General features: G+C 37.2%; 21 protein-coding genes and 1 pseudogene. 9 read left to right on the top strand and 13 right to left on the bottom strand.

Annotated features, from left to right (window positions below):
- Positions 1-5: 5 nt before the first annotated feature.
- The 3 genes from aspS (at position 6) to NEOC65_RS04650 (ending at position 3,214) form a co-directional block, all read left to right on the top strand.
- Positions 6-1,793, top strand: a complete 1,788-nt coding sequence (gene aspS / locus NEOC65_RS04640) for an aspartate--tRNA ligase (protein ID WP_213155925.1) — start codon at positions 6-8, stop codon at positions 1,791-1,793.
- Positions 1,794-1,851: 58 nt separating this feature from the next.
- Positions 1,852-2,670: an FKBP-type peptidyl-prolyl cis-trans isomerase gene (locus NEOC65_RS04645; RefSeq protein ID WP_213151643.1), complete on the top strand. Its 819-nt coding sequence runs from the start codon at positions 1,852-1,854 to the stop codon at positions 2,668-2,670.
- A gap of 76 nt (positions 2,671-2,746) precedes the next feature.
- Complete coding sequence (locus tag NEOC65_RS04650; RefSeq protein WP_213155944.1) at positions 2,747-3,214, top strand: tRNA (cytidine(34)-2'-O)-methyltransferase; 468 nt, start codon at positions 2,747-2,749, stop codon at positions 3,212-3,214.
- A gap of 118 nt (positions 3,215-3,332) precedes the next feature.
- Here NEOC65_RS04650 and trxA read toward each other — a convergent pair whose 3' ends face one another.
- Positions 3,333-3,653 (bottom strand): thioredoxin, encoded by a 321-nt coding sequence (gene trxA / locus NEOC65_RS04655; protein ID WP_166155523.1) that lies wholly within the window; start codon positions 3,651-3,653, stop codon positions 3,333-3,335.
- An 882-nt stretch (positions 3,654-4,535) separates the two neighbouring features.
- On the opposite strand from trxA, the gene NEOC65_RS04660 reads away from it, so the two are divergent.
- Both NEOC65_RS04660 and trhO read left to right on the top strand, forming a co-directional pair.
- On the top strand, positions 4,536-5,396 hold the full coding sequence (locus tag NEOC65_RS04660; RefSeq protein WP_213155926.1) for a phosphatase domain-containing putative toxin: 861 nt from the start codon (positions 4,536-4,538) through the stop codon (positions 5,394-5,396).
- Positions 5,397-5,418: 22 nt separating this feature from the next.
- Positions 5,419-6,381, top strand: coding sequence for an oxygen-dependent tRNA uridine(34) hydroxylase TrhO (gene trhO / locus NEOC65_RS04665; RefSeq protein ID WP_213155927.1), 963 nt, complete (start codon positions 5,419-5,421; stop codon positions 6,379-6,381).
- 81 nt (positions 6,382-6,462) lie between these two features.
- Here the strand turns inward: trhO and NEOC65_RS04670 are convergent, their stop codons facing one another.
- Positions 6,463-7,290: a hypothetical protein gene (locus tag NEOC65_RS04670; protein WP_213151645.1), complete on the bottom strand. Its 828-nt coding sequence runs from the start codon at positions 7,288-7,290 to the stop codon at positions 6,463-6,465.
- Between the two features lie 76 nt (positions 7,291-7,366).
- Between NEOC65_RS04670 and NEOC65_RS04675 the strand changes: the two genes are divergently transcribed.
- Entirely contained in the window at positions 7,367-10,054 is a 2,688-nt protein-coding gene (locus tag NEOC65_RS04675; protein ID WP_213155928.1) for a DEAD/DEAH box helicase, read from the top strand.
- A 345-nt stretch (positions 10,055-10,399) separates the two neighbouring features.
- On the opposite strand, the gene NEOC65_RS04680 is transcribed toward NEOC65_RS04675, so the two are convergent.
- The 11 genes and pseudogenes from NEOC65_RS04680 to NEOC65_RS04725 all read right to left on the bottom strand — a co-directional run bounded on the left by NEOC65_RS04680 (position 10,400) and on the right by NEOC65_RS04725 (position 17,988).
- Positions 10,400-10,594, bottom strand: a complete 195-nt coding sequence (locus NEOC65_RS04680) for a hypothetical protein (RefSeq protein ID WP_166155538.1) — start codon at positions 10,592-10,594, stop codon at positions 10,400-10,402.
- A 1,277-nt stretch (positions 10,595-11,871) separates the two neighbouring features.
- Positions 11,872-12,042 carry a hypothetical protein gene (locus NEOC65_RS04685; RefSeq protein WP_166155541.1) on the bottom strand — a complete coding sequence of 57 codons (171 nt, stop codon included), beginning with the start codon at positions 12,040-12,042 and terminating at the stop codon, positions 11,872-11,874.
- A gap of 47 nt (positions 12,043-12,089) precedes the next feature.
- The gene (locus tag NEOC65_RS04690) at positions 12,090-12,284 is read right to left on the bottom strand and encodes a hypothetical protein (RefSeq protein ID WP_242678184.1); all 195 of its coding nucleotides are present in this window, start codon (positions 12,282-12,284) and stop codon (positions 12,090-12,092) included.
- Positions 12,285-13,445: 1,161 nt separating this feature from the next.
- Positions 13,446-13,643, bottom strand: coding sequence for a hypothetical protein (locus NEOC65_RS04695; RefSeq protein WP_242678223.1), 198 nt, complete (start codon positions 13,641-13,643; stop codon positions 13,446-13,448).
- A 45-nt stretch (positions 13,644-13,688) separates the two neighbouring features.
- Positions 13,689-13,880: a hypothetical protein gene (locus NEOC65_RS04700; protein WP_166157000.1), complete on the bottom strand. Its 192-nt coding sequence runs from the start codon at positions 13,878-13,880 to the stop codon at positions 13,689-13,691.
- A 156-nt stretch (positions 13,881-14,036) separates the two neighbouring features.
- A complete protein-coding gene (locus NEOC65_RS04705; protein ID WP_249299065.1) occupies positions 14,037-14,315 on the bottom strand; it encodes a hypothetical protein in 279 nt (92 codons plus the stop codon).
- A gap of 118 nt (positions 14,316-14,433) precedes the next feature.
- Positions 14,434-14,852 (bottom strand): annotated as a pseudogene (locus NEOC65_RS09960) (hypothetical protein); the annotation flags it as partial.
- 1 nt (position 14,853) lies between these two features.
- Positions 14,854-15,291: a transposase gene (locus NEOC65_RS04710; protein WP_166156994.1), complete on the bottom strand. Its 438-nt coding sequence runs from the start codon at positions 15,289-15,291 to the stop codon at positions 14,854-14,856.
- A 26-nt stretch (positions 15,292-15,317) separates the two neighbouring features.
- Positions 15,318-15,674, bottom strand: a complete 357-nt coding sequence (locus NEOC65_RS04715) for a transposase (RefSeq protein WP_166156991.1) — start codon at positions 15,672-15,674, stop codon at positions 15,318-15,320.
- Between the two features lie 494 nt (positions 15,675-16,168).
- Positions 16,169-16,426, bottom strand: a complete 258-nt coding sequence (locus tag NEOC65_RS04720) for a hypothetical protein (protein ID WP_166156989.1) — start codon at positions 16,424-16,426, stop codon at positions 16,169-16,171.
- A 167-nt stretch (positions 16,427-16,593) separates the two neighbouring features.
- Complete coding sequence (locus NEOC65_RS04725) at positions 16,594-17,988, bottom strand: hypothetical protein (RefSeq protein WP_166156986.1); 1,395 nt, start codon at positions 17,986-17,988, stop codon at positions 16,594-16,596.
- Between the two features lie 518 nt (positions 17,989-18,506).
- Here NEOC65_RS04725 and NEOC65_RS04730 point away from each other — a divergent pair.
- From NEOC65_RS04730 to NEOC65_RS04740, 3 genes are all read left to right on the top strand, one after another.
- The gene (locus tag NEOC65_RS04730; protein ID WP_166156983.1) at positions 18,507-18,938 is read left to right on the top strand and encodes an F-box protein; all 432 of its coding nucleotides are present in this window, start codon (positions 18,507-18,509) and stop codon (positions 18,936-18,938) included.
- A 215-nt stretch (positions 18,939-19,153) separates the two neighbouring features.
- Positions 19,154-19,585, top strand: a complete 432-nt coding sequence (locus NEOC65_RS04735; RefSeq protein WP_166156980.1) for an F-box protein — start codon at positions 19,154-19,156, stop codon at positions 19,583-19,585.
- Positions 19,586-19,807: 222 nt separating this feature from the next.
- Positions 19,808-20,260 carry an F-box-like domain-containing protein gene (locus NEOC65_RS04740; protein WP_213155929.1) on the top strand — a complete coding sequence of 151 codons (453 nt, stop codon included), beginning with the start codon at positions 19,808-19,810 and terminating at the stop codon, positions 20,258-20,260.
- Positions 20,261-20,289: the final 29 nt, after the last annotated feature.

Consider the following 20,289-nt stretch of genomic DNA (forward strand, 5'->3'; position numbering starts at 1 on the left):
GTTATATGGTTACTTATCGCCGCACATTTAATTGTGGCAGCTTACGAAAAGAAAATATTGGGCAGGCGGTTACCTTGGCCGGATGGGTTCATCGTCGCCGGGATCATGGAGGCTTAATATTTATTGATTTGCGTGATCGATTTGGCCTTACCCAGCTGGTTTTTGATCCTGAAAAAAATCCTCAAGCTCATAGGGATAGCGAAAAGCTACGCTCAGAGTATGTTATCGCCATTCAAGGAACAGTTATCCCCCGGCAAGAAGGCATGGCAAATTTAAAGCTTTCCACAGGGGAAATTGAAGTGCAAGTTCTTACAATTGAATTGCTTTCTAAAGCCAAGACAACTCCTTTTTCTATCTGCGATGAACAGATTGAAGTGAATGAGGAATTACGTCTTAAATATCGCTACCTTGATATTCGACGTGGTGAGATCGCCAACAGGCTTGTTAAAAGGCATCAAGCGATGTTAGCGACAAGGCATTATCTGGATGAAAATGGATTCCTTGAAATTTCTACCCCACTTTTAGGAAAATCCACCCCTGAAGGAGCCCGCGATTATTTAGTCCCTTCTCGCATTTACCCTGGGTCCTTCTTTGCTCTTCCTCAGTCTCCGCAGATATTTAAGCAGCTATTAATGGTAGCTGGCATGGATCGTTATTTTCAGATAGCCCCTTGTTTTCGCGATGAAGATCTACGTGCAGATCGCCAGCCAGAGTTTACCCAAATAGACCTAGAAATGAGCTTCGGAACAGCAGAAGATCTCATCCCTCTCATTGAAGGCTTATTAAATAAAATTTTTAAAGCTTGTAATGAAATGGATATTCCTGTGGGTTTTCGCCGTCTTTCCCATCAAGAATGCCTGAAACGTTTCGGCACCGATCGTCCAGATATGCGTTTTGGCATGGAACTAGTTGAGCTGCAAGACCTGGCTGCCCAATCGACCTTTGCTGTTTTTCAAGAGCAAATCAACAGTGGAGGCACGGTAAAAGGTTTATGCGTTAAAGGCGGCCAGGATATTTCGCGTAAAAACATCGATGAATATACTGATTTTGTGGGACGTCTAGGAGTAAAAGGGCTCGCTTGGATGAAAATGCAAGAAGGAACATTATCCTCCAGCATTGCCAAGTTTTTCTCTAAGGAGCTGCAGAAAGAACTTATTCAAAGAATGGGCATGGAAAATGGCGATCTTCTTTTCATGATCGCCGATTCTAAATCTCGTACTAACCAAGCATTAGACCATCTAAGGCGACGATTGAGTCGAGACAGAAATTTAATTAAACCCCATCAGCTAGAATTTTTATGGGTGACAGATTTTCCCCTATTTGCTTGGGATGAAGACAACCAACGGTTAGTCAGTGAACATCATCCTTTTACCTCCCCTCATCCAGATGATTTGCCTCTATTAGATACAGATCCATTAGCGGTACGTTCATCAGGCTATGATATTGTGCTTAACGGCTATGAAATTGGAGGAGGCTCTCAGCGCATTCATAATAGTGACTTGCAAAAGAAAATATTTGAGCTTCTCAAATTATCCGCCGAAGAGCTAAAAATTAAATTTGGATTTTTTCTTGAGGCTCTTAGCTATGGAACTCCTCCTCATTTAGGAATCGCTCTAGGATTAGACCGCATTGTTATGATCCTAAGCCAAACAGAAAACATTCGTGATGTGATCGCTTTCCCTAAAACTCAAAAAGCTAGCGATTTAATGCTTGAATGTCCTGCAAACGTTTCCTCTGAGCAATTAAAAGATCTTAAATTAACCATCGAAGAACCTGGATTTTCGTGGACATAATTTAGGTAATTAACCTAACGTGTTGTATATTCAAAAAGAATGGAGGTTTGATCGCGCTATGCTAAATAAAACAAAACTTTTAACTTTGGCTGGTATTAGTACCGCTCTTATACTAGGAACTTTAGTTGCTCATGAAGATACAACGTCTCATTCAGCGAAAAACTCTCTTCCTAATGCCAATAGCCACGCCAGTTCTACTACTGAAGTCGACATGAAAAAGCTATCTGAAGCTTTTGGTCACTTCATCGGCAAAAACTTAAAAAGCCCTGGGGTAGCCTTTGATTTAGATAGCATTATCAAAGGCATGCGTGATGGAGCAGAAGGTAAGGCTGGACCCATGAGCGATCAAGAATATGAAGCTCTTATGTTTAAAGTGCAAGAGCAGGCTTTTGCCAAGTTATCAGAGGATAATTTGAAAGCTGCGGAAGCTTTTATGGCAAAAAATGCTCAAGAAACTAATGTACAAACAATTGTGCCAGGAAAACTGCAATACATAATCCTACAAGAAGGCACTGGCACGGCTGTAGATGAGCATGGAACTCCTAGTATTAACTATACGGCCAAATATATTGATGGAACTGTTTTCGATAGTTCTGAAGCCACAGGAGGACCGGTCACCATTCCCTTAGACCAGACAACCGCAGGTTTTAGCAAAGGAATCAATGGAATGAAGGAAGGCGAAAAACGACGTTTATTTGTCCATCCAGATCTAGGATTTGGTAAAACAGGCCAGCTACCCCCCAATTCAGCTATTATTTTTGAAGTTGAGGTAGTAAAAGCTAAAGGAGATACAAAAAATTTGAAAGATATCCCTGAGGCCACTGAGGAAGAAATGCTTTTACTTGAAGAAAGCGAAGCAACCGACTCAAAAAAATAAATTTATAAAATAAAAAGGCTGCATAGCAGTAAATATGCAGCCTTTTTACATCTTCTACCCTCTATATTTATATCCTGTGAAAGTAGTTCTTTATCAACCCTGCATCCCTCAAAATACTGGCAATATTGTACGCACATGCGCAGTAACTGGCAACGACCTTGTTTTAATTCCCCCCTTGGGGTTTAGTATAAGTGATCGATGGCTCAAAAGATCGGGTTTAGATTATTGGGAAGGCGTCAATGTTCAACTTGTTGAAAACCTAGAGGAGCTGCTAGAAAGTTCTTGCCACTCTTTTACTTTTTTCTCTAGTAAGGCCACCCGTTTACATACGGAAGTGAACTATCAAGCTAATGATTATCTTATTTTCGGTTCTGAAACAGCAGGATTACCGCCTATCTTTTTCCAAAAATGGCCAGAGCGCTTTGTACGCATTCCTATGATTGAGGGAGTGCGTTGCTTAAATCTAGCCACTTCCGTAGGAATAGCTGTCTATGAAGCTTGGAGGCAAAATCATTTTAAGCAAGCAAAAGACAAAAAAAATTAATTAGGCTAGAGCGCGAGCCTTTTTGCCTTACAGGGCAAAAGGGCCCCCACTAAAGTGGTCTGCTTTACTCTTTTCTACCTAAACGAATAGATGAGCTACACCTACCCTCTTTTAAAATTTAAAGGCTCACCGTAATAGCCTCTTTAAGATCTTGTTTAGATTTTACTCCTACAAAGCGTTTAATTTCCTTGCCTTCTTTAAAAACGATAAGTGTAGGGATAGAAGTTACACCATATTGAGCTGTAACTTTTTGAGCTTTTTCAATATCTACCTTAGCGATAGTAGCTTGTTCGGCCAGCTCTCCTGCTAATTCTTCAATTATAGGGGCTATCATCTTACAAGGACCACACCAATCAGCAAAGAAATCTACCAAAGTCACGCCTGTTGCTATAGTGGTTCCAAAGTTATCATCATCTAAATGCTTTAAATGTTCTGACATGCAATTCTCCTTAAAATGTATGGCATCTTCAAATGTATCTTATCCTATGCTGTTATTTTTGAGCGAGGTTCAAAAAAAAGATTACAAGAGAATTTTTTTATAAAGCAAGAGCATTAAAAAACTTAAATTTCTTTAATGGATAAAAGCTTTAGCTCTTAAAAGTATAGGTAGCCTTCATAATTAGAAGGTATTGTTCGCTTAGAGCTTTGGACTTGTCTACTTTAAGAGAATGAGGGCTGCTTATCTTAAGGGCTTCTCTTCTACATTTTCTTTTGCTGAGGACAACTTACGGGCTTTTTTGCCAAAAAATTCACAGTAAGCGGGAGTGTTTTTTTTCAAAATGAGAAGTAAATATCATTAAAAATTTTAAGATTTTATTTAATCTTTAAAAGCTTTCTTCGTAAAAAGTTTTCCCTTCTCTTAAAAACACAAAAAAGCCTCTTATCAGGGTGGAGAGATTACTTATCACCTTTGTTATGCATTTTTTTTAATTTTTGATTAAAAACTTCATAAAATTTAAGCATTAACTTTTTTAATGCCTTAGGACTTCACAGCTTAAATGGCAATGAAGGAGTGTATCCTTAAATTTTGCTTAAGTAAAGGCACCTAATCATCCCGCCATCTTATAAAGCTGAAAAAACAGGCTTCTTATGGCTAGCTTAGCTATATAGACAAAGCAGCGAAAGGCTTTTTATGATTTTTAAATTCCTTTAATCCAATCTTTAAATTCAAAAGATATATGTTGAGTTTTACAAAAGCTTTCATTATTATCTTTTCAACCGTTTGGTGGCCATTTTAATGATATCAGAACGTATATTTACGCTTATTCATCTTACTTGTTTCCTACTTTCCTTCACCTTAAGTGCTAATGAGGATAGGTTAATGCCCATAAAAGAAATCCCTTTAATCCTTAATATGGAGAATTTAGAAGATCTTCCCAAAAATTTTCGGATGACTACGCCCTGTTATCTAGCTAAGCACAGCAATCCTTCTCTTCCCTCAGTCGAGGGTCTTCTCAATTTAAATGCTTCGGCAAGCGGACAGTTTTCGGCAAATGGCCTTCTTCAAATTTTAAAGACTATTCCTTATAACCGCATTATGGTTATTGATTTACGTGAAGAATCCCATGGTTTTATCAATGGCATGGCAGTGAGCTGGTATGGCGAGAGAAACTGGCATAATAAAGAAAAAACTTTTGAAGAAATTCAGTGGGATGAAAATGAAAGATTGCAAAAGCTGTTAAGAAATAAGCAGGTGCATCTTCATGACAAATATACTTTTAATCCTTCCTCTACTGTGCATGTTAAAGAAGTTTATACAGAGAATGATTTAATCTGCAAAATGGGAATTCACCATGTACGCCTTCCGTTGACCGATCATGTTAAACCTGGCGATGAGCAAGTCGATCGTTTCATCGAACTTATAAAGGCTTATCATTTGACCCACGAAAATCCTGGTTACTGGCTCCACTTTCATTGTGCTGCGGGTAGAGGGCGAAGCACAGCCTTGATTGCTATGTACGACATGATCCGCAATGCTTCAAAGGTTTCTTTCAAAGATATTCTTCAACGCCATGCCCTGATTGGAGGCAAAGATTTAACAGTGCCTTTTGAAGTAAACGACTGGAGATACCCTTACCATTTTGAAAGGCTGGAGTTTATGAAAAATTTTTATAAATATTGCCTAGACAATCCTAACCTCGAGCAAAAGTGGTCCTCTTGGATTAGTAAACTAAAATATTAACCCCCTTTTCCTTAATTTTAATATGTCACACTCCCTACCTTATCTTGTCTTAGCCTATTACCATTTTCCCCATTTACCTGATCCACACGCAGAAGTAACCGCCCATAAACAGTTCTTTGAGGGACGCGATGTCACTTGCCGTATATATATTTCAGAAAATGGAATTAACGGCCAAATGTCAGCCTCTCGGGAAGATGGCCAAGCTTATATGGATTGGATGCATGCTAGGCCAGAATTTAAGGACATGCATTTTAAGCTTCATGAGTACCATGAACACGCTTTTCCGCGCTGTACTGTCAAATATCGCAAGCAACTGGTAGCTGTGGATGAAAGAATAGATTTGAGTAAGCGCGGTGAACATGTCTCCCCTCAACGATGGAAAGAGATGCTGGAAAAAAAAGACGACCATATTCTCATTGATGTAAGGAATGATTATGAGTGGAAAGTTGGCCACTTTGAAGGAGCAGAACTTCCTCCTTGTGAAACCTTTAAAGATTTCAAACATTACGTCGAAGATCTTAAAGCAAAAATAGATCCTCAAAAAACTCCCGTGATGATGTACTGCACCGGAGGAATTCGCTGCGAACTTTATTCTTCCATCCTTATTAAACAAGGTTTTGATAAAGTTTATCAATTAGAAGGAGGCATCATCAATTATGGTTTACAAGAAGGTAGCGATTATTGGTTAGGCAAACTTTTCGTCTTTGATGATCGCTTGACTGTACCTATCAGCAAGGAAGAGACAAAGACTATCGCCACCTGCCATCATTGTAACCAACCTTGTGATACCTATTTAAATTGTGCCAATATGGATTGTAACGATTTATTTATATGTTGTAATGAATGTTCAAAAAAGTATTTAGGGTGTTGCCAAGAGCAGTGTCAACAGGCGGAACGAGTACGTCCTTTTCAAGAAGATAGACCGCATAAGCCTTTTAGGAAAAAGCATAAATATATAAATATAGCTTCTAACACTCCCAAATAGGCTTTAAATAAGTATAAACGCTTGAAGGCTTGAACTTGTTTATATATATTTTATTCATAAGCTAGGAATGAAGGGAAATGTCTAGATTTTCCCTTTATTTTCCAGGCAATATCTAATAAGGCTTAGCATACGCTTTTGCGTTTCTTCTAGTACGACTGTCAAGCCAGGTTTAATACCTTTTTCTGACAGTTCAAAAGCTTTCATGGTATTGCAGATGCGGCCATCTAGGCGTATACCAATGCCCTTAAGGCCTACCATATTGCCCCAATCTCCAAACATCTCTAACGTCATTTCGCAAGCCGTAATCATAAAAATAACTTGTTTCTCAGGATAATGATGGACGATTTCAAAGATTTTTCCTCCTATATAATGAATAGTAGGAATAAATAAAGGAATAATCGTCTCTTTTTTAGAGGCATGGACCGCTTTCCCAATAAAACATTGTTGGCAGACAGCATGGGCAGGATCATGTATACATTGATCGGTGAAACGACCAGATGGGCATTCAAAAGGTTTATGGCAATAAGAAAACCCTAAAACTAGTAAAGTGTTAGGCTGTTTTAACAGCATTTTAAACTGTTCTTCATCCTGAAGGCCATAATAAAAAAAATCGCCTTCTTTTTTATAGGGCTTAGGCTTTAAAATAGATTTTAAAAAGGCCCATCCATATTTTAAAGGATGTTTAAAAAAGCCTTTACGTATAGCACCTTGATGATCTTGGGTGATCATCCACTTTAAGCTTTTCCATTTAAGGTTTTTAGAGGTCTCTTTGGTTATTCCAGGCATAGCAGGCAATTGCTTTAACCTCTTAATAGGATGTTCTTTTGCTGCTTTGCTAGCACGTTCATCCCAAGCCTGTTCAGCCTCGCTCCAGCTTGAATGCTCATTCCACATTTTAAGTTTATTCATAAAACCTGTTATGATTTATCTGTAAAAAAATTTAGTATATCTTTTCTTTATGATATAAACAATTAGTAAAATATTTATGCCAGAAATAGCTTATAGCATTGATAAAGCAGCATCAGAGAAAGAAGGATTGTTAGCCGTAGCGATTGTAGAAGTACGCCATGAAGGATCTAACACAGTTCTTCACTCTTTTAACTCCCCTGTAACGACCACCCGCTGGAGCCAATGGGCAACTCTCAAAGATAAAGATCCTCAGCGCATTCTTAGCTTAAGAGATGCTAAGCTAGTGGATGGGTATCTTAAAATTCCCTATACCCAATCCATTCAAGCTCTCAAGCTATTGGCAGCTTCAGGAAAGCTTTTTTATAATGGAAAGAAACTTATCTGCGATTTCTTTACGCCCGTAGAATTTTATTATCGCATTCATGATCAGAGGGCGCATGGAATGCTAAAGTATCTAGACCAAGAGTTTAATCTATCAGCTTGCGATTTTATTTGCCGAGGGTCCAACCATTGGTTCATCAAAGGAAATATTCTTAAGCTTATCCATACGGAGGTTACCTGGAAAGAACTTAAGCAGATTTATTACGAACCTCTTGAGTTTTCTTTAAGCTACTTACTTGAAAGCAGAAGAGCAGCAGATGCAGATGTAGAATCTCTTGCGCGGATTGTCTATACAGACAGTAAACAGGAACAGGATCAGCAGGCTCAGCAACCGTTGCCTCTGCTGATCCTTAAAGATCGCTCTGGGGCTTTTGCAGACCTGTGGATGGATTATGGTGAGGATAAGCAATGGCCCTTTCATGATAAAAATATTAACGCTCACAAGCGCGACGTTGGGGCTGAAAAGAATTGGGAGAAAGATCTTTTAGAGACAGGGTTTATCCAAAAATTAGTCGGCCACTCTCACTACTATTGCCCTCTTGATCAAATAGCTAAGTCATTAACATTTTTATTAGAGATTGGATGGCATATTAAAGATTACCAGAGAAAAAAAGTTTATCTTTTGACTCACAGCCATTTAGATATTTCTATGAAGGGAAAAGAGATCATCACGCGCGGAACCTTTCATTTTGATACTTACCAAGCTCCTCTTCAAGAAGTAGCAGGAGCTTTTAATAAAAGTGAGCGTTTTGTTCAAATTGGCGAAGAAGCTATAGGCTTACTTCCCGAAAAATGGGAACTTGAAGGAGTTCCTACTCTTTTTAAAGAAGGGGAAATTGTTACGGAAGGTATAAAGCTAAAAAAACATCAAGTAGGAGTTTTAGAGAACTTCTTTCAAGCTTCCTCTCATCTTTCTTTAGATGCAGCGACAAGCAAATTAAAAACTGAGCTGCAAACCTTGGCTGAACTTCCTTCTATAGATCCTAGCCCTTTATTTCAAGGTTCCTTACGTCCTTATCAGCAACAAGGCCTCAACTGGTTAAACTTTTTAAAGCATTATGGCTTTAATGGAATTTTATCCGACGATATGGGCCTAGGCAAAACCGTGCAGGTTTTAGCTTTTTTGTCTCAGTTAGAGCATTTTAAGCCTGTATTGATTGTCATGCCTACCTCCTTGATATTTAATTGGCAACGAGAGATCGAGCGTTTTCTCCCCCACAAAAAGATTATCTTACATCATGGCCCATTAAGAGCACTGACAGAAGAGGATTTAGCTAGTGATACTATTATTTTAACATCCTATGCTACGATGCGCCTTGACCTAGCATTATTAGCTCCTATTGAATTTGCTGCCCTTATCTTAGATGAAGCTCAAGCGATTAAAAACTCCCTTACTCAAGTAGCAAAGGCAGCTTATCAATTACAAGGAGACTTTCGCCTACTCTTAACCGGCACGCCTATCGAAAATCATTTAGGAGAAATATGGTCCCACTTTCATTTCCTCATGCCCGAACTTTTAGGCGAGGAGAAAGACTTTTGTGCTGGTTTAAAAGCAAGCCAATCAGATAGCCGCTACTTACAAAACATCAAGAAAAAAATTCATCCTTTTGTATTACGCCGAAAGAAAGCAGAAGTAGCCAAAGATCTTCCCGCCTGTATTGAACAAACCGTATGGGTAGAGATGACTCCCTCTCAAAGAAAAATTTATGATAGCTATTTAGCAGGAATTAAAAGCCATTTGTTTACCAAAATAAATATGGAGGGATTGTCAAAGCATCGCTTGGAGGTATTTGAAGCTATTTTAAGATTAAGGCAAATCTGCTGTCATCCTCTTTTAATTTCCTCTCAATTAAATGAAGATGAACAGCTAGAATGCACGAGCGGAAAAATGGAGGCTTTTTTGCAGGATGTGAGCAACGCGCTGGCAGAAAAAGATAAAGTATTGATTTACAGCCAATTTACTTCCATGCTGCATCTTATGGCTCGTGAATTTAAAGCAAGGCAGTGGAGCTTTGTTTATTTAGATGGCCTTACTAAAGATCGTGAAAAGGTTGTTAACCAGTTTCAAGAGAATGCCGATATTCCTTTATTTCTTATTAGTTTAAAAGCAGGGGGAACGGGTTTAAATCTAACCCGAGCCGATCATGTCATGATTTTTGATCCGTGGTGGAACGAAGCTGCTGAAAAGCAGGCCATTAACCGAGCTCATCGCATTGGAAGAAACACGCCTGTATTTGCTAAGCGGTATGTGACTATAGAAACTATCGAGGAAAAAATCATGCGCTTAAAAGAGCAAAAAAAGTCAATGATAGAGACTCTTTTTGAAGAAGAAGGATCCTTTGCTCAATTAACCTTACAGGATTTAACTTATCTATTAAATTAAGTAAGGTACTTACTTTGTAACGTTTTCCCTGTGCTGACGCTAGCAAAGCCCTTCTTTACTCCATACGACAAGAGAAAACACCAGCCTTTTTTTTATTTCCTTTTTTTAAAAGCTAAAGTAGCCACCCTCTCTCCTTTGGGTGAATTAATAGGCTCTTTAAGGAGCTAAGCAGGCAAAAAAAGTAGGGAAGTCTATGCATACCTTTAACTTAGGATTCAATTAGGGGCTTAAAGGAGCCTTATCTCCTTTTTCTTTTCCTATGGATTGACCCCTGGATGTAAATCATTTTAAGCCCTTATTTGCTCTTCCCCAGTGAATGAATACCTTTAATGGCATGGCACCGGTTTATAGGCTTTCTTCCCCTTCTTCTCCAACATGCCCGCTTTGATAGATCTCTTGAGCGGTTAGCTTAACCGTCTCCAATCCTCCTTCAAAACCTACTAGACGCATCAGACGATCGACTTCATAAAGTTCTGAATACATTTGATCATTTACGGATTCTAATACGGCAATCTTTTTAATTAATTCTGCTTTAGTCATAACTACCTCCCTCATTAAAGATGTGATATACTTTCCTTAATGCAAAAGGCATGCCATTCGTTTAAAAAGAGAAAAATTTTATTTATCTCTTTCACTTTTAAAGCATTATAAAAATAGCCAGCCAATTTAAAGTCCCTTATTTAAAAAAAGCATTCGTCTTTTTAGCCAATTTCCCCTTTTTAGGGGGTTATTTTCTTAAGATTGTTTTACTTCCCTAATCTTTAAGGGCTAATATTTATAGCTAAATTTATCCACACGAAAACTAAAGAGCAGTTCTTTTAAGCGTTCATGGAATATAAAAGGCTTTTTAGAAAATATGGGTTGCTTGGTACGTACTGCAGGGATCACGTTTGCCAGAAGATCTAACATAAATTTACTTTGCCGATAAAGATTTGCGTTAGAACTAGGTAGAACTTTCTTCCATCTTTTGCCTAGGTTGACTGGCTATCTAGATATACCTTACATACAATGACAGGATTTCTTAAAGATTCTTCGGCGGCATCATGGGCTATAGAAATAGCAAGATCTCTCAAGTAGACACGAAAATGTTTGATCTGCTTTAAAAGTTTGTGGAAAAACTTCCGCAACTTATGAGTGCTAATCCAGCACGGCAGCGCTTGTCATCCTTCTTGTAGACAACACCCCTTAGGGTACCCCCCCCGTCTAAGCACACTGGCTAATTTGGCCTTTTTCTAGAGGGTGTTTATCTTTAAAAGCAGCTTGCAAGTTAGCATATAGGGTTCCAAGACACCGTGCACCCCTCAAAGATGTATGGTGCTGTTTTGCTGGCCCTTGGCTATTACGGAGCCAATGAGCTTAAGCAATACTGTTTGATCTTTCCCTTAATTTGAGGAATAGTTGATCCTTGATCACTCGCTAAGCAATGAATCTTCTGACCAACTAGCACTTTTAGAGTAACGCCATTTTGATAAGCTCTTCATCCATAAGCAATCACATTTCCTACAACTAGTGCTAGCAAATGTTTGTGGGTGAGGGCCTGAAGCCAACCCGTCATATCTATACACAAAAGCTTTTGGGAAAATTAAAAACTTATCTTGGCCTTAAGCGCTACTCTTAGCCAGCCGTATGAACTAGGCAATTTAGCCGCTAAGATAGTCCCTATATTCAAGCTACCAAATTAAGTTAGAGGCATGTGCTTTGTAAGGCTCTTTTCTCTTTTTAACTTGGAGCAAAGCCCTTCTCTCTATATGACATGAAAAAGCACCAGCCATTGTTTTTATTTCTCTTTTTTTAAAAGCTGAAGTAGTCATCCTTTCTCATTTTGGTGAATTAGCAGGCTCTTTAAGGAGCAGGCAGGTAAAAAGATTAATGTGAAGAGAAGGGCCCATTCTTTTTATATGGCGTTTTTGTAATGACTTAAGAGCTCTTCTCTCTTTTTTATCTTCATTCCCCTCAATCCAGACATATAAACTATCTTGAACTTTCATCTACTACCTTCCTATGGGATAAATATTTTTAATTTCATTCCCCTGGTTTATAGGTTTTCTTCCCCTTCTTCACCAACATGCTCGCTTTGATAGAGTTCTTGGGCAGTTAGCTTAACGGTTTCCAGTCCCCCTTCAAAACCTACAAGACGCATCAGACGATCTACTTCACAGAGTTCAGAATACATTTGATCATTCACTGATTCTAACACGGCAATCTTTTTAATTAATTCTGCTTTAGTCATAACTACCTCCCTCATTAAAGATGTGATATACTTTCCTTAATGCAAAAGGCATGCCATCTATCTAAAAGAAAAAAAATCTTATATCTATCTCACAGATAATAACTTATAAAAGCGACATTGCTTATAGAGGATATCGCTAGACGCCTAGATTCTCGCAAGTACACTTATTTAGATTCCGTTTTTCTTGGTTTGAGGATGTCTGACCTTAAGGCGAAAATAACTAATATCTTCCATGGGCAGATAAAGTTTATACCCATGATGCTTTCTTACTCCTCAGTACTCTGCACCACGATCGGTCATCTTAGAACACAAATATCTTGTTCTTCAAGCCAAGCGATGACTGATCATTTAAACATATCCCTTGTTGCTCACGCATTTTTTCTATTGTAGGGCTTGATAGAAACTACCTTAAGATAAGTATCGATTGTTTACTATTGATAAACGCCTTCCACGTTTTTAATAGTTCCTACTTAAGCAACTAACTATGAGATATTAAATGCCTAGATGTTCAGTTTCAATTTCGCCATGCGCTTCTTTTTCTTCCCTGGCTTTGTAAGAGCTTGTAGCTGGTCTTTTATTAATACCATTCCTTCTTAAAGCCATCTTAAGCTTCTCACGTTTTTAAGGCTTTTTTTGAAAAAATTTTAAAGATTGCCTCTTGCGCCACGCAAAACATATCTGTCTCAGCAAAATGAAAGCTTCTTGTTTCTTCAAGCTCATTACATACTCTTAATTGTCTATATGCAGGCTTCTGAAAGGCAAAATCTACACCAATTTTTTTGATAAGCTCGCCCAATCTGTTTCTTATGCTAAGGCTTTTGTGGTCCTATCTTGAGAAATTGCTTCTCCACCTTTCTCATAAAAATTTTTGAATATAAAAGCTCTTTCAAATATCCCCTCATCCTAACAGAGTCCGAAATACATGTTTTAATGTTTCAGCTCGTTTTAAGAACATTTAAGCTTAATTTTTGATAACTTTTTGATGAGTTGCTAAACCTGATATTTTGGTTTGGGTCTTAAGTCCTTACCGTAACTTTAACCCTATCACTGTATGACATAACATCAAGCTTTAGGGCTTTTAAAGAATATTTTCTTTATTTCTGTTACAGTTAAGGACGCTCTATTACAAAGAAAGACCTTTTTAGAAAAATTTTCTCCTAGCTAAGCTTTATCTTCAGGGAAATTAGTAATAGTATAGCCTTTTTTTATAATTTCAGTAGCGGTAGCTTTAACTGTATCTACTCCCCCTGCAAAACCAATAAGCTTCATTAATTGATCAATATAAGTGACTTCTGTACTTAGCTGATCATTAATAGACTCAAGAAGAGCAATTTTTTGCTCTAATTGTTTTTTGTTCATTTTTTTCCTTCTTGCTTTCATACCTGATATATTTTTTATGAATCGTTAATTGTAATAATCGGAAACATTCCTATATCCGCTATAAATCATACCCTCTGCTGTGGTCTTAAGTGTAGTAATACCATTTGCAAACCCAATCATTTTCATAAGTTCATGAATGTTTTCAATTTCAGTTATTAAAACATCATTCATTGATTCCAGATGGGCTAGCTTTTTATGTAACTCAGCGTTTTTCATTTTAATCCTTTAAGGTATAGCAAAAAAAGACATCCTCTACTAAAACATTTGTATGTTAAATTTATTTAAAGAATCGATCAAAATCAGGTAAACGCTTCATAGCATTTTCTTAGCACATTTCTCAGTTTTTTCCCTAAGAATTTAAAAAATTCTTTATCATTCCTGAGAATGATCTTGTAAGATATCTCTGGCAACTTCTTTAACTGATGATAATCCTCGAGGAAAACCAACAGATTTAAGAAGTTTATCGATATAAGCCAACTCTGTACTTAATTGATCTTCTACAAATTCCAAATAAGCAATTTTTTTAGCCAATTGATCTTTTGTATCATTCTTCTTCATAGTAACCCCCTCTCCTTGTTGAGTGTTGTAAGATGATAAGCAAAATAGATGCCAAAGACAGGTACTATTTAAAAATATTTGGTTTGGGTGCATGAACGGCCTCTAACAAGGCAAATGCTCATGGTTTTAGAAAAAGCTTTTCTAAGCCTTTGATAGAGAAGACAAAGCCTGTAAAAAAAAAGCTTTATGAATTTGCGCTCTCTAACTCACCTTACACAGACATAGAATTTCCTTGTAAATTTTGTAGTTTTTGATAGGCCATCTGATTGGCTTTAAAGATTAGTTTATATTTTAAAGCAAAGTGATCGAGAAGGGTTTTAATTTTTAGAAATTCAAGCTTGCAGTAAGCAATAAGAGAGACAAAAATATGATTTCTTTGGGAGCAAACAATTTTGATGAGTGACTTCTTTTGGGAGCAAACAATTTTGATGGGTGACTTCTCAAGGCTAGCATTCTGCTTTATCGATTTGTGATAATCTTTCTATGCGTCACCGTTTGTGGTAGACGTCATAGATAGGGTCATAATCATGATTTTAAGTCGTTAGCCACAATAGGGAGAATGCCTGTAGAGCCGTCTTCGTTCTTGAAAATCTTTGTGATTAAAACTATAGGAAAAGCTAGCTTTTTGAGCCTATCCCGATAATCTGCCTATCCAAAACATTATAAGACTAAAATTTAACAACCCTTTCCAATATTTCACTTGTCTTTCCCAGCGCACAACGATTCTTCTAAACTTTCGTTGTAGCCAAGATATGGCTCTTTCAACTTGCCACCTCCATTTCTTGAGCTGGCAGACAATTACCTCAGCTTTCTTGATAGCCCCTATTCTTCGCCTAGGTATAAAGGGATATATTTTCCTTTTTAGCAACTTCTCTCTAAGTTCCTCTGAGTCGTATCCTTTATCAGCTTCTAAAATAGGTATGACTTGGCAGAATTCATAAAGCCTTTGCAGCTTATCCATATGCGGATCAATCAGCTTTTCCACCTGTTTCCTTTCATCTCCTTTAGCGCTGGTTACTTCAAAGCTTAATGGACTGCCATTGCCGTCTACCAGAAGATGGGTAGTCATGCCTTTACCCTTGTAACCATAGTCTATTAACTCACCGCCTCCCTTTCCCCCCTGAAAAAAAAACCATCGATGGCTAGTCTTTCCCAATTAATCATTCCCGCTACATCTGCGCATTCCTTTAATGCCGATAGCAAGCTATCTAAAGTTCCATCTTCTTGCCATTTACCTAGCCACCGATGAGTAGCAGATCTTGATCCCCAATTCGGTCCTTTAGGGAGATCACACCAACGTGAGCCGGTAATCAAAATCCAAAATAAGCTATTACAAATCTTTCTCCAGGGAGTATGCGGCTTTCCCTTTAAATTTTTTGGAGGATTCTGCGGCAAAAGCGGTTGTAAGATTTTCCATTGAGTATCTGTAAGTCCTTCAAATCTTCCTGGCATACATCTTCTCCTTCTTAAAAAAGAAGAGTATACACTACAGATTTAAATTTCTCAATATTATCGGGATAGGTTCTTCGTGCCAGACTATCCTTTTATCTCCATCTTTGGAATTAAACGTATTTGTAATACTGGCCTTTTCTCCTTTCTTCCTCAGATAAAGCAATTAATCGATTAGACTTTATGCCAAATGTAAATATTTTTTTTAAGTTCATAATGGATAAATTCCATATTATCTTTGGCGCCAAACCAATTATCCGCTAGCACGTACTCAGCTTCAACTTGGAGTCGTAACTGCTTGCTGAATAAGAGCTCTATAATGTGGGTTTTTAGTAATGCATGATTGCCTTTATTCTTTCTTTGTTTTCACGTTGTAAAAGTGCATATCTCTCTTAATCACTTCAAAGCCGATGGGAAAGGTATAATCTCCATAACTACTAAAGCTAGAAAATGGATTAATACCTTTTAGATGATCTTACTGGGGTGTAAGAAAAATGCTAGCAGACGATTTCGTTTTCATCCGTATAGGGGTTTTCTTCTACTGTATCGTCAATAATCAACACACCTCCTTTACCTTGTTCTAGATGGCGCACTTGCTTTTTAACATACTGCCATAGTTTTTTTAAGCCCCCTAGATTATTGTTAAGAAAACGGGTGATTTTATCATGGCTAAGCTGGCCATCTGAAAGATTGGATAACCCTATATGGCTGTTGCTTGTGGTTTTGGCTAATAAGATGATCGGTATAATTATCAAGAAGATCTAGTTTCATTTTTTTTATTTCCTTTTCAAATAAAAAATATACCCTTAGAATAATTTTTTCAACTCCTTTGTGGGTAAGGTGAGTAGGTAATTCGGATTTGTCAAGCTATGGAACGTACAAGCCACATGCATGACTAGCTTTTTTTATATTATTCAGTTTACTAATTAAAAATATTTTTAAAACTTTTTGCTATGCGTTGCAGAGGATGTTGCTGGCTTGCTTGCAATTCTTTATAATTCAATCCAATTAATGCATTTAAAATTTCAATTATTAAGTTGTTAAGTTGTGTAGTGGCTTGTTGGGAATTCGTGGAAGCATTTTCTAAAATTAATGCGTAAATATCATTAAATTTTTCTCTAAGCTCAGAAAGGTCGGTTATTTTGCCAATTTGGTAAATATTACTCTCAATCGCTTGGAAGCCTAGCTCATTTTTAACTCCTCTCCTTATTTGTTTTCCACTTCTCTCTTGATTTTTTTGTTGAGCATCTAAGGCCGTGCGGGCTCTTTCTGTTTTTTTTTCTTTGCCCTTTATTATGCTTCCTAATGGCTCCTTCATTTCTTCAGGAAGAGCCTGAATTTCTGGAAGATCGTCTGCTGCTTCGCGAGTTTCAAGGATTAGGTAATTAAAATCTCTGTTCTTAGAAGCTTCGGAAAGCAGTTTATTACCCAGAATTTGAATCCCTTGTGCAATGTGTATATTTTCTCCTAACGAGCCTGGTGAAGAGGAAGAGCTTAAGTGCGCTCTACCTGCGATGACTATGACTTTTTCATAAGATTTTAATGCAATGCTAATATTTTCTACCATAGCCTGATTTCGTGATGGATGACTCATTGCAATTAAGTCATTTGCTGTCTGCCCCAGTGCTTGCATAAATATAAGAGTTTGACTGAGCAATTTAAGGGGAAGGATAGCAATCTCTGATGCAGTAATCGTGGCTTGCTCATCTTTTTCTTGTAAAACCTCTAAAGGTTGAAGAATGGTTTTTAAATTACTAGCACTCTCTTTCAATATAGTTTTAAAATCTTCTTTGTCTAGCCTTGTTGAAGGCCATTCTTCTATGTAATTGGCTAATTTATCGGTTACCTGGGTTAAATCCTGCATGGTGGTGTGCATACGCTCGCACATAGCGCCTACATTATCAGGATTGTCTAAATATATTTTAATTGCTTTAGCAATTTCTTTATTACCGTGGTCTGTTACTTCCCCCAAGAATATATCTAGAAATTTCCATGTTTCCGGAGAATCCCAGGATGAAAAGTCAACTTTATCCACATGTTCTTCTAAATGGGAGCTTAATACTTTTGCGCTTCGATTAAAAGCTTGCCCTTCTACTAGGATGGTTGCTTTGTCTGTTATATGTGTAACAAGAAGGGTAGTTACAAGCTGATGAATCTTTTCAGTAGCTTGATTATGAGTTTCGCCAATTAAGATCACTTGCGCTTGATTAACTTTCTGCGCCAGATTTCCTTTACCCATATTACTTCCGACTTCAGAAAAATGTCTTAATAGCGAGTCTGTAAATCCTTGAGAATCTGAATAAGGATCGAACTGCATAAGCTTTCTTCCTTTTGATTATTAAACATATTTTTCAAATGCCTTATAAACATTTATTATACCAAATGATTTTATTAATAATTAAATATTAATATAAATAATTAACTTTAATTATTAATTATATAATTTTTATAAGTTTAGATTGGTGTTTTTATATAACTTTATATTAAATTCATTGGCAGGCTGCTAGGCCTAAATGGAGAAGGTTCTAATGAAAGAGATAATAAGATTTCGTAAGCGGCTACCCGTGTGGGCTAATTAAGCCGTTGATATTAAGAAGTAAATATAAATCAAAAAGCTTAGCAAATAGAAAAGATAGGTATTTGGGAGTGTTTTTGGCGGTGTAGATGCTCCATAAAATCCCCTCTAAAGCCTTATATATCCCTTGATCGCTTATCATGTAGACATCAATAATTATAGTAGATAGATAATGTTGTTATTTGCTAAAGTTTGTAACTTAAAAAAAGACTATTTAAATTGAGAAAGTTTTTAACCCTATTAATTAAGGATTCATTATAATGGGATGCTTTTTTTTTAATTTTAATCCTTTTAATTGTATAAATCTGCACTCTTGGCGTCTTATTACTGAGGCCCCTCCCTCAATAAAAACGATCCCAGAAGAATTGATTGTGCATATTTTTTCTTTTCTTTCCCCCAAAGAGCTTGTGAATGCTCAGCAAGTATGTAAACACTGGAAAAAAATAGGAGATGAAGAGACCCTGTGGAAAAGACATCATCAACAGCATTTCAAAGGCAAACCTTTATATATTAGCTTTTATCCAAGAGTAGTTCGGTCTTTTAGGAATAGTTATCTTGTTTATAGTCGGAGCGAATCAATAAGACGGGAAGTTAAGCTAGAGATTGCCGCTTTGCGCGCCTCTCCCTCATATAATCCAATTTTTTCCGAGAGGCTGTTATGGATGAATCAAAGTCAAAGCTTGAATCATTAAAAGAGCTTAAGGTTTTAAGGGGAGGCCGGCAAAAAGAATAAGGCTGATAAGATAATCTGTATGAATTTCAAGTTTCATTTTTTTTCTCCTCCTTTTAAAGAAAGAAATATATCCTTAGAATAATTTATCCAACTCATCTAGGCGTAAGGTGAGTAACTTAAAAAGGCTATTTGCGTTGAGAATGTTTTTAACTCTATTAATAAGGATTCATTATAATGGGATGCTTTTTTTTTAACTTTAATCCTTTTAATTGCATAGATCTGCGCCCTTGGTGTCTTATTACTGAGGCCCCTCCCTCAATAAAAACGATCCCAGAAGAATTGATTGTGCATATTTTTTCTTTTCTTTCCCCCAAAGAGCTTGTGAATGCTCAGCAAGTATGTAAACACTGGAAAAGAATAGGAAATGAAGAGGCATTGTGGAAAAGACATCATCAACAGCAGTTCAAAGACAAACCCTTACATATTAGCTTTTATCCAAAAGTACTCCGGTCTTTTAGAAATAGTTATCTTGTTTACAGCCGGTTCGAATTAATAGACCGGAAAGTTAAGCTAGAGATTGCCGCTTTGCGCGCCTCTCCCTCATATAATCCAATTTTTTCTGAGAGGCTGTTATGGATGAATCAAAGTCAAAGCTTTAATCATTAAAAGAGCTTAAGGCTTTGAGAGGAGACGGGCAAAGAGAATAAGGCTGATAAGATAATCTTATAAATATCAAGAATATCAAGTTTCATTTTTTTCTCCTCTTTTTAAAGAAAAAATACATCTTTAGAATAATTTATCCAACTCATCTAGGCGTAAGGTGAGTAACTTAAAAAGACTATTTGCGTGGAAAATGTTTTTAACTCTATTAATCAAGGATTCATTATAATGGGATGCTTTTTTTTTAGCTTTAATCCTTTTAATTGTATAGATCTGCGCCCTTGGCGTCTTATTACTGAGGCCCCTCCCTCAATAAAAACGATACCAGAAGAATTGATTGTGCATATTTTTTCTTTTCTCTCCCCCAAAGAGCTTGTGAATGCTCAGCAAGTATGTAAACGCTGGAAAAGAATAGGAGATGAAGAGACATTGTGGAAAAGACATCATCAACAGCATTTCAAAGACGAACCCTTACATATTAGCTTTTGTCCAAAAAAACCTCGATCTTTTAGGAATAGTTATCTTTTTTATAACCGGAGCGAATCAATAAGACGGGAAGTTAAGCTAGAGGCTGCCGCTTTGCGCGCCCATCCCGATTATAATGAAAGAAGTTTTTCCGAGCTGCTATTATTGATGAATCAAAGTCAAAGCTTTAATCATCAAAAGAGCTTAAGGTTGTAAGGGGGAGGCCGGCAAAAAGAATAAGGCTG

Origin of the sequence: Neochlamydia sp. AcF65 (genome assembly GCF_018342435.1) — a bacterium.
GTDB lineage: Bacteria > Chlamydiota > Chlamydiia > Chlamydiales > Parachlamydiaceae > Neochlamydia.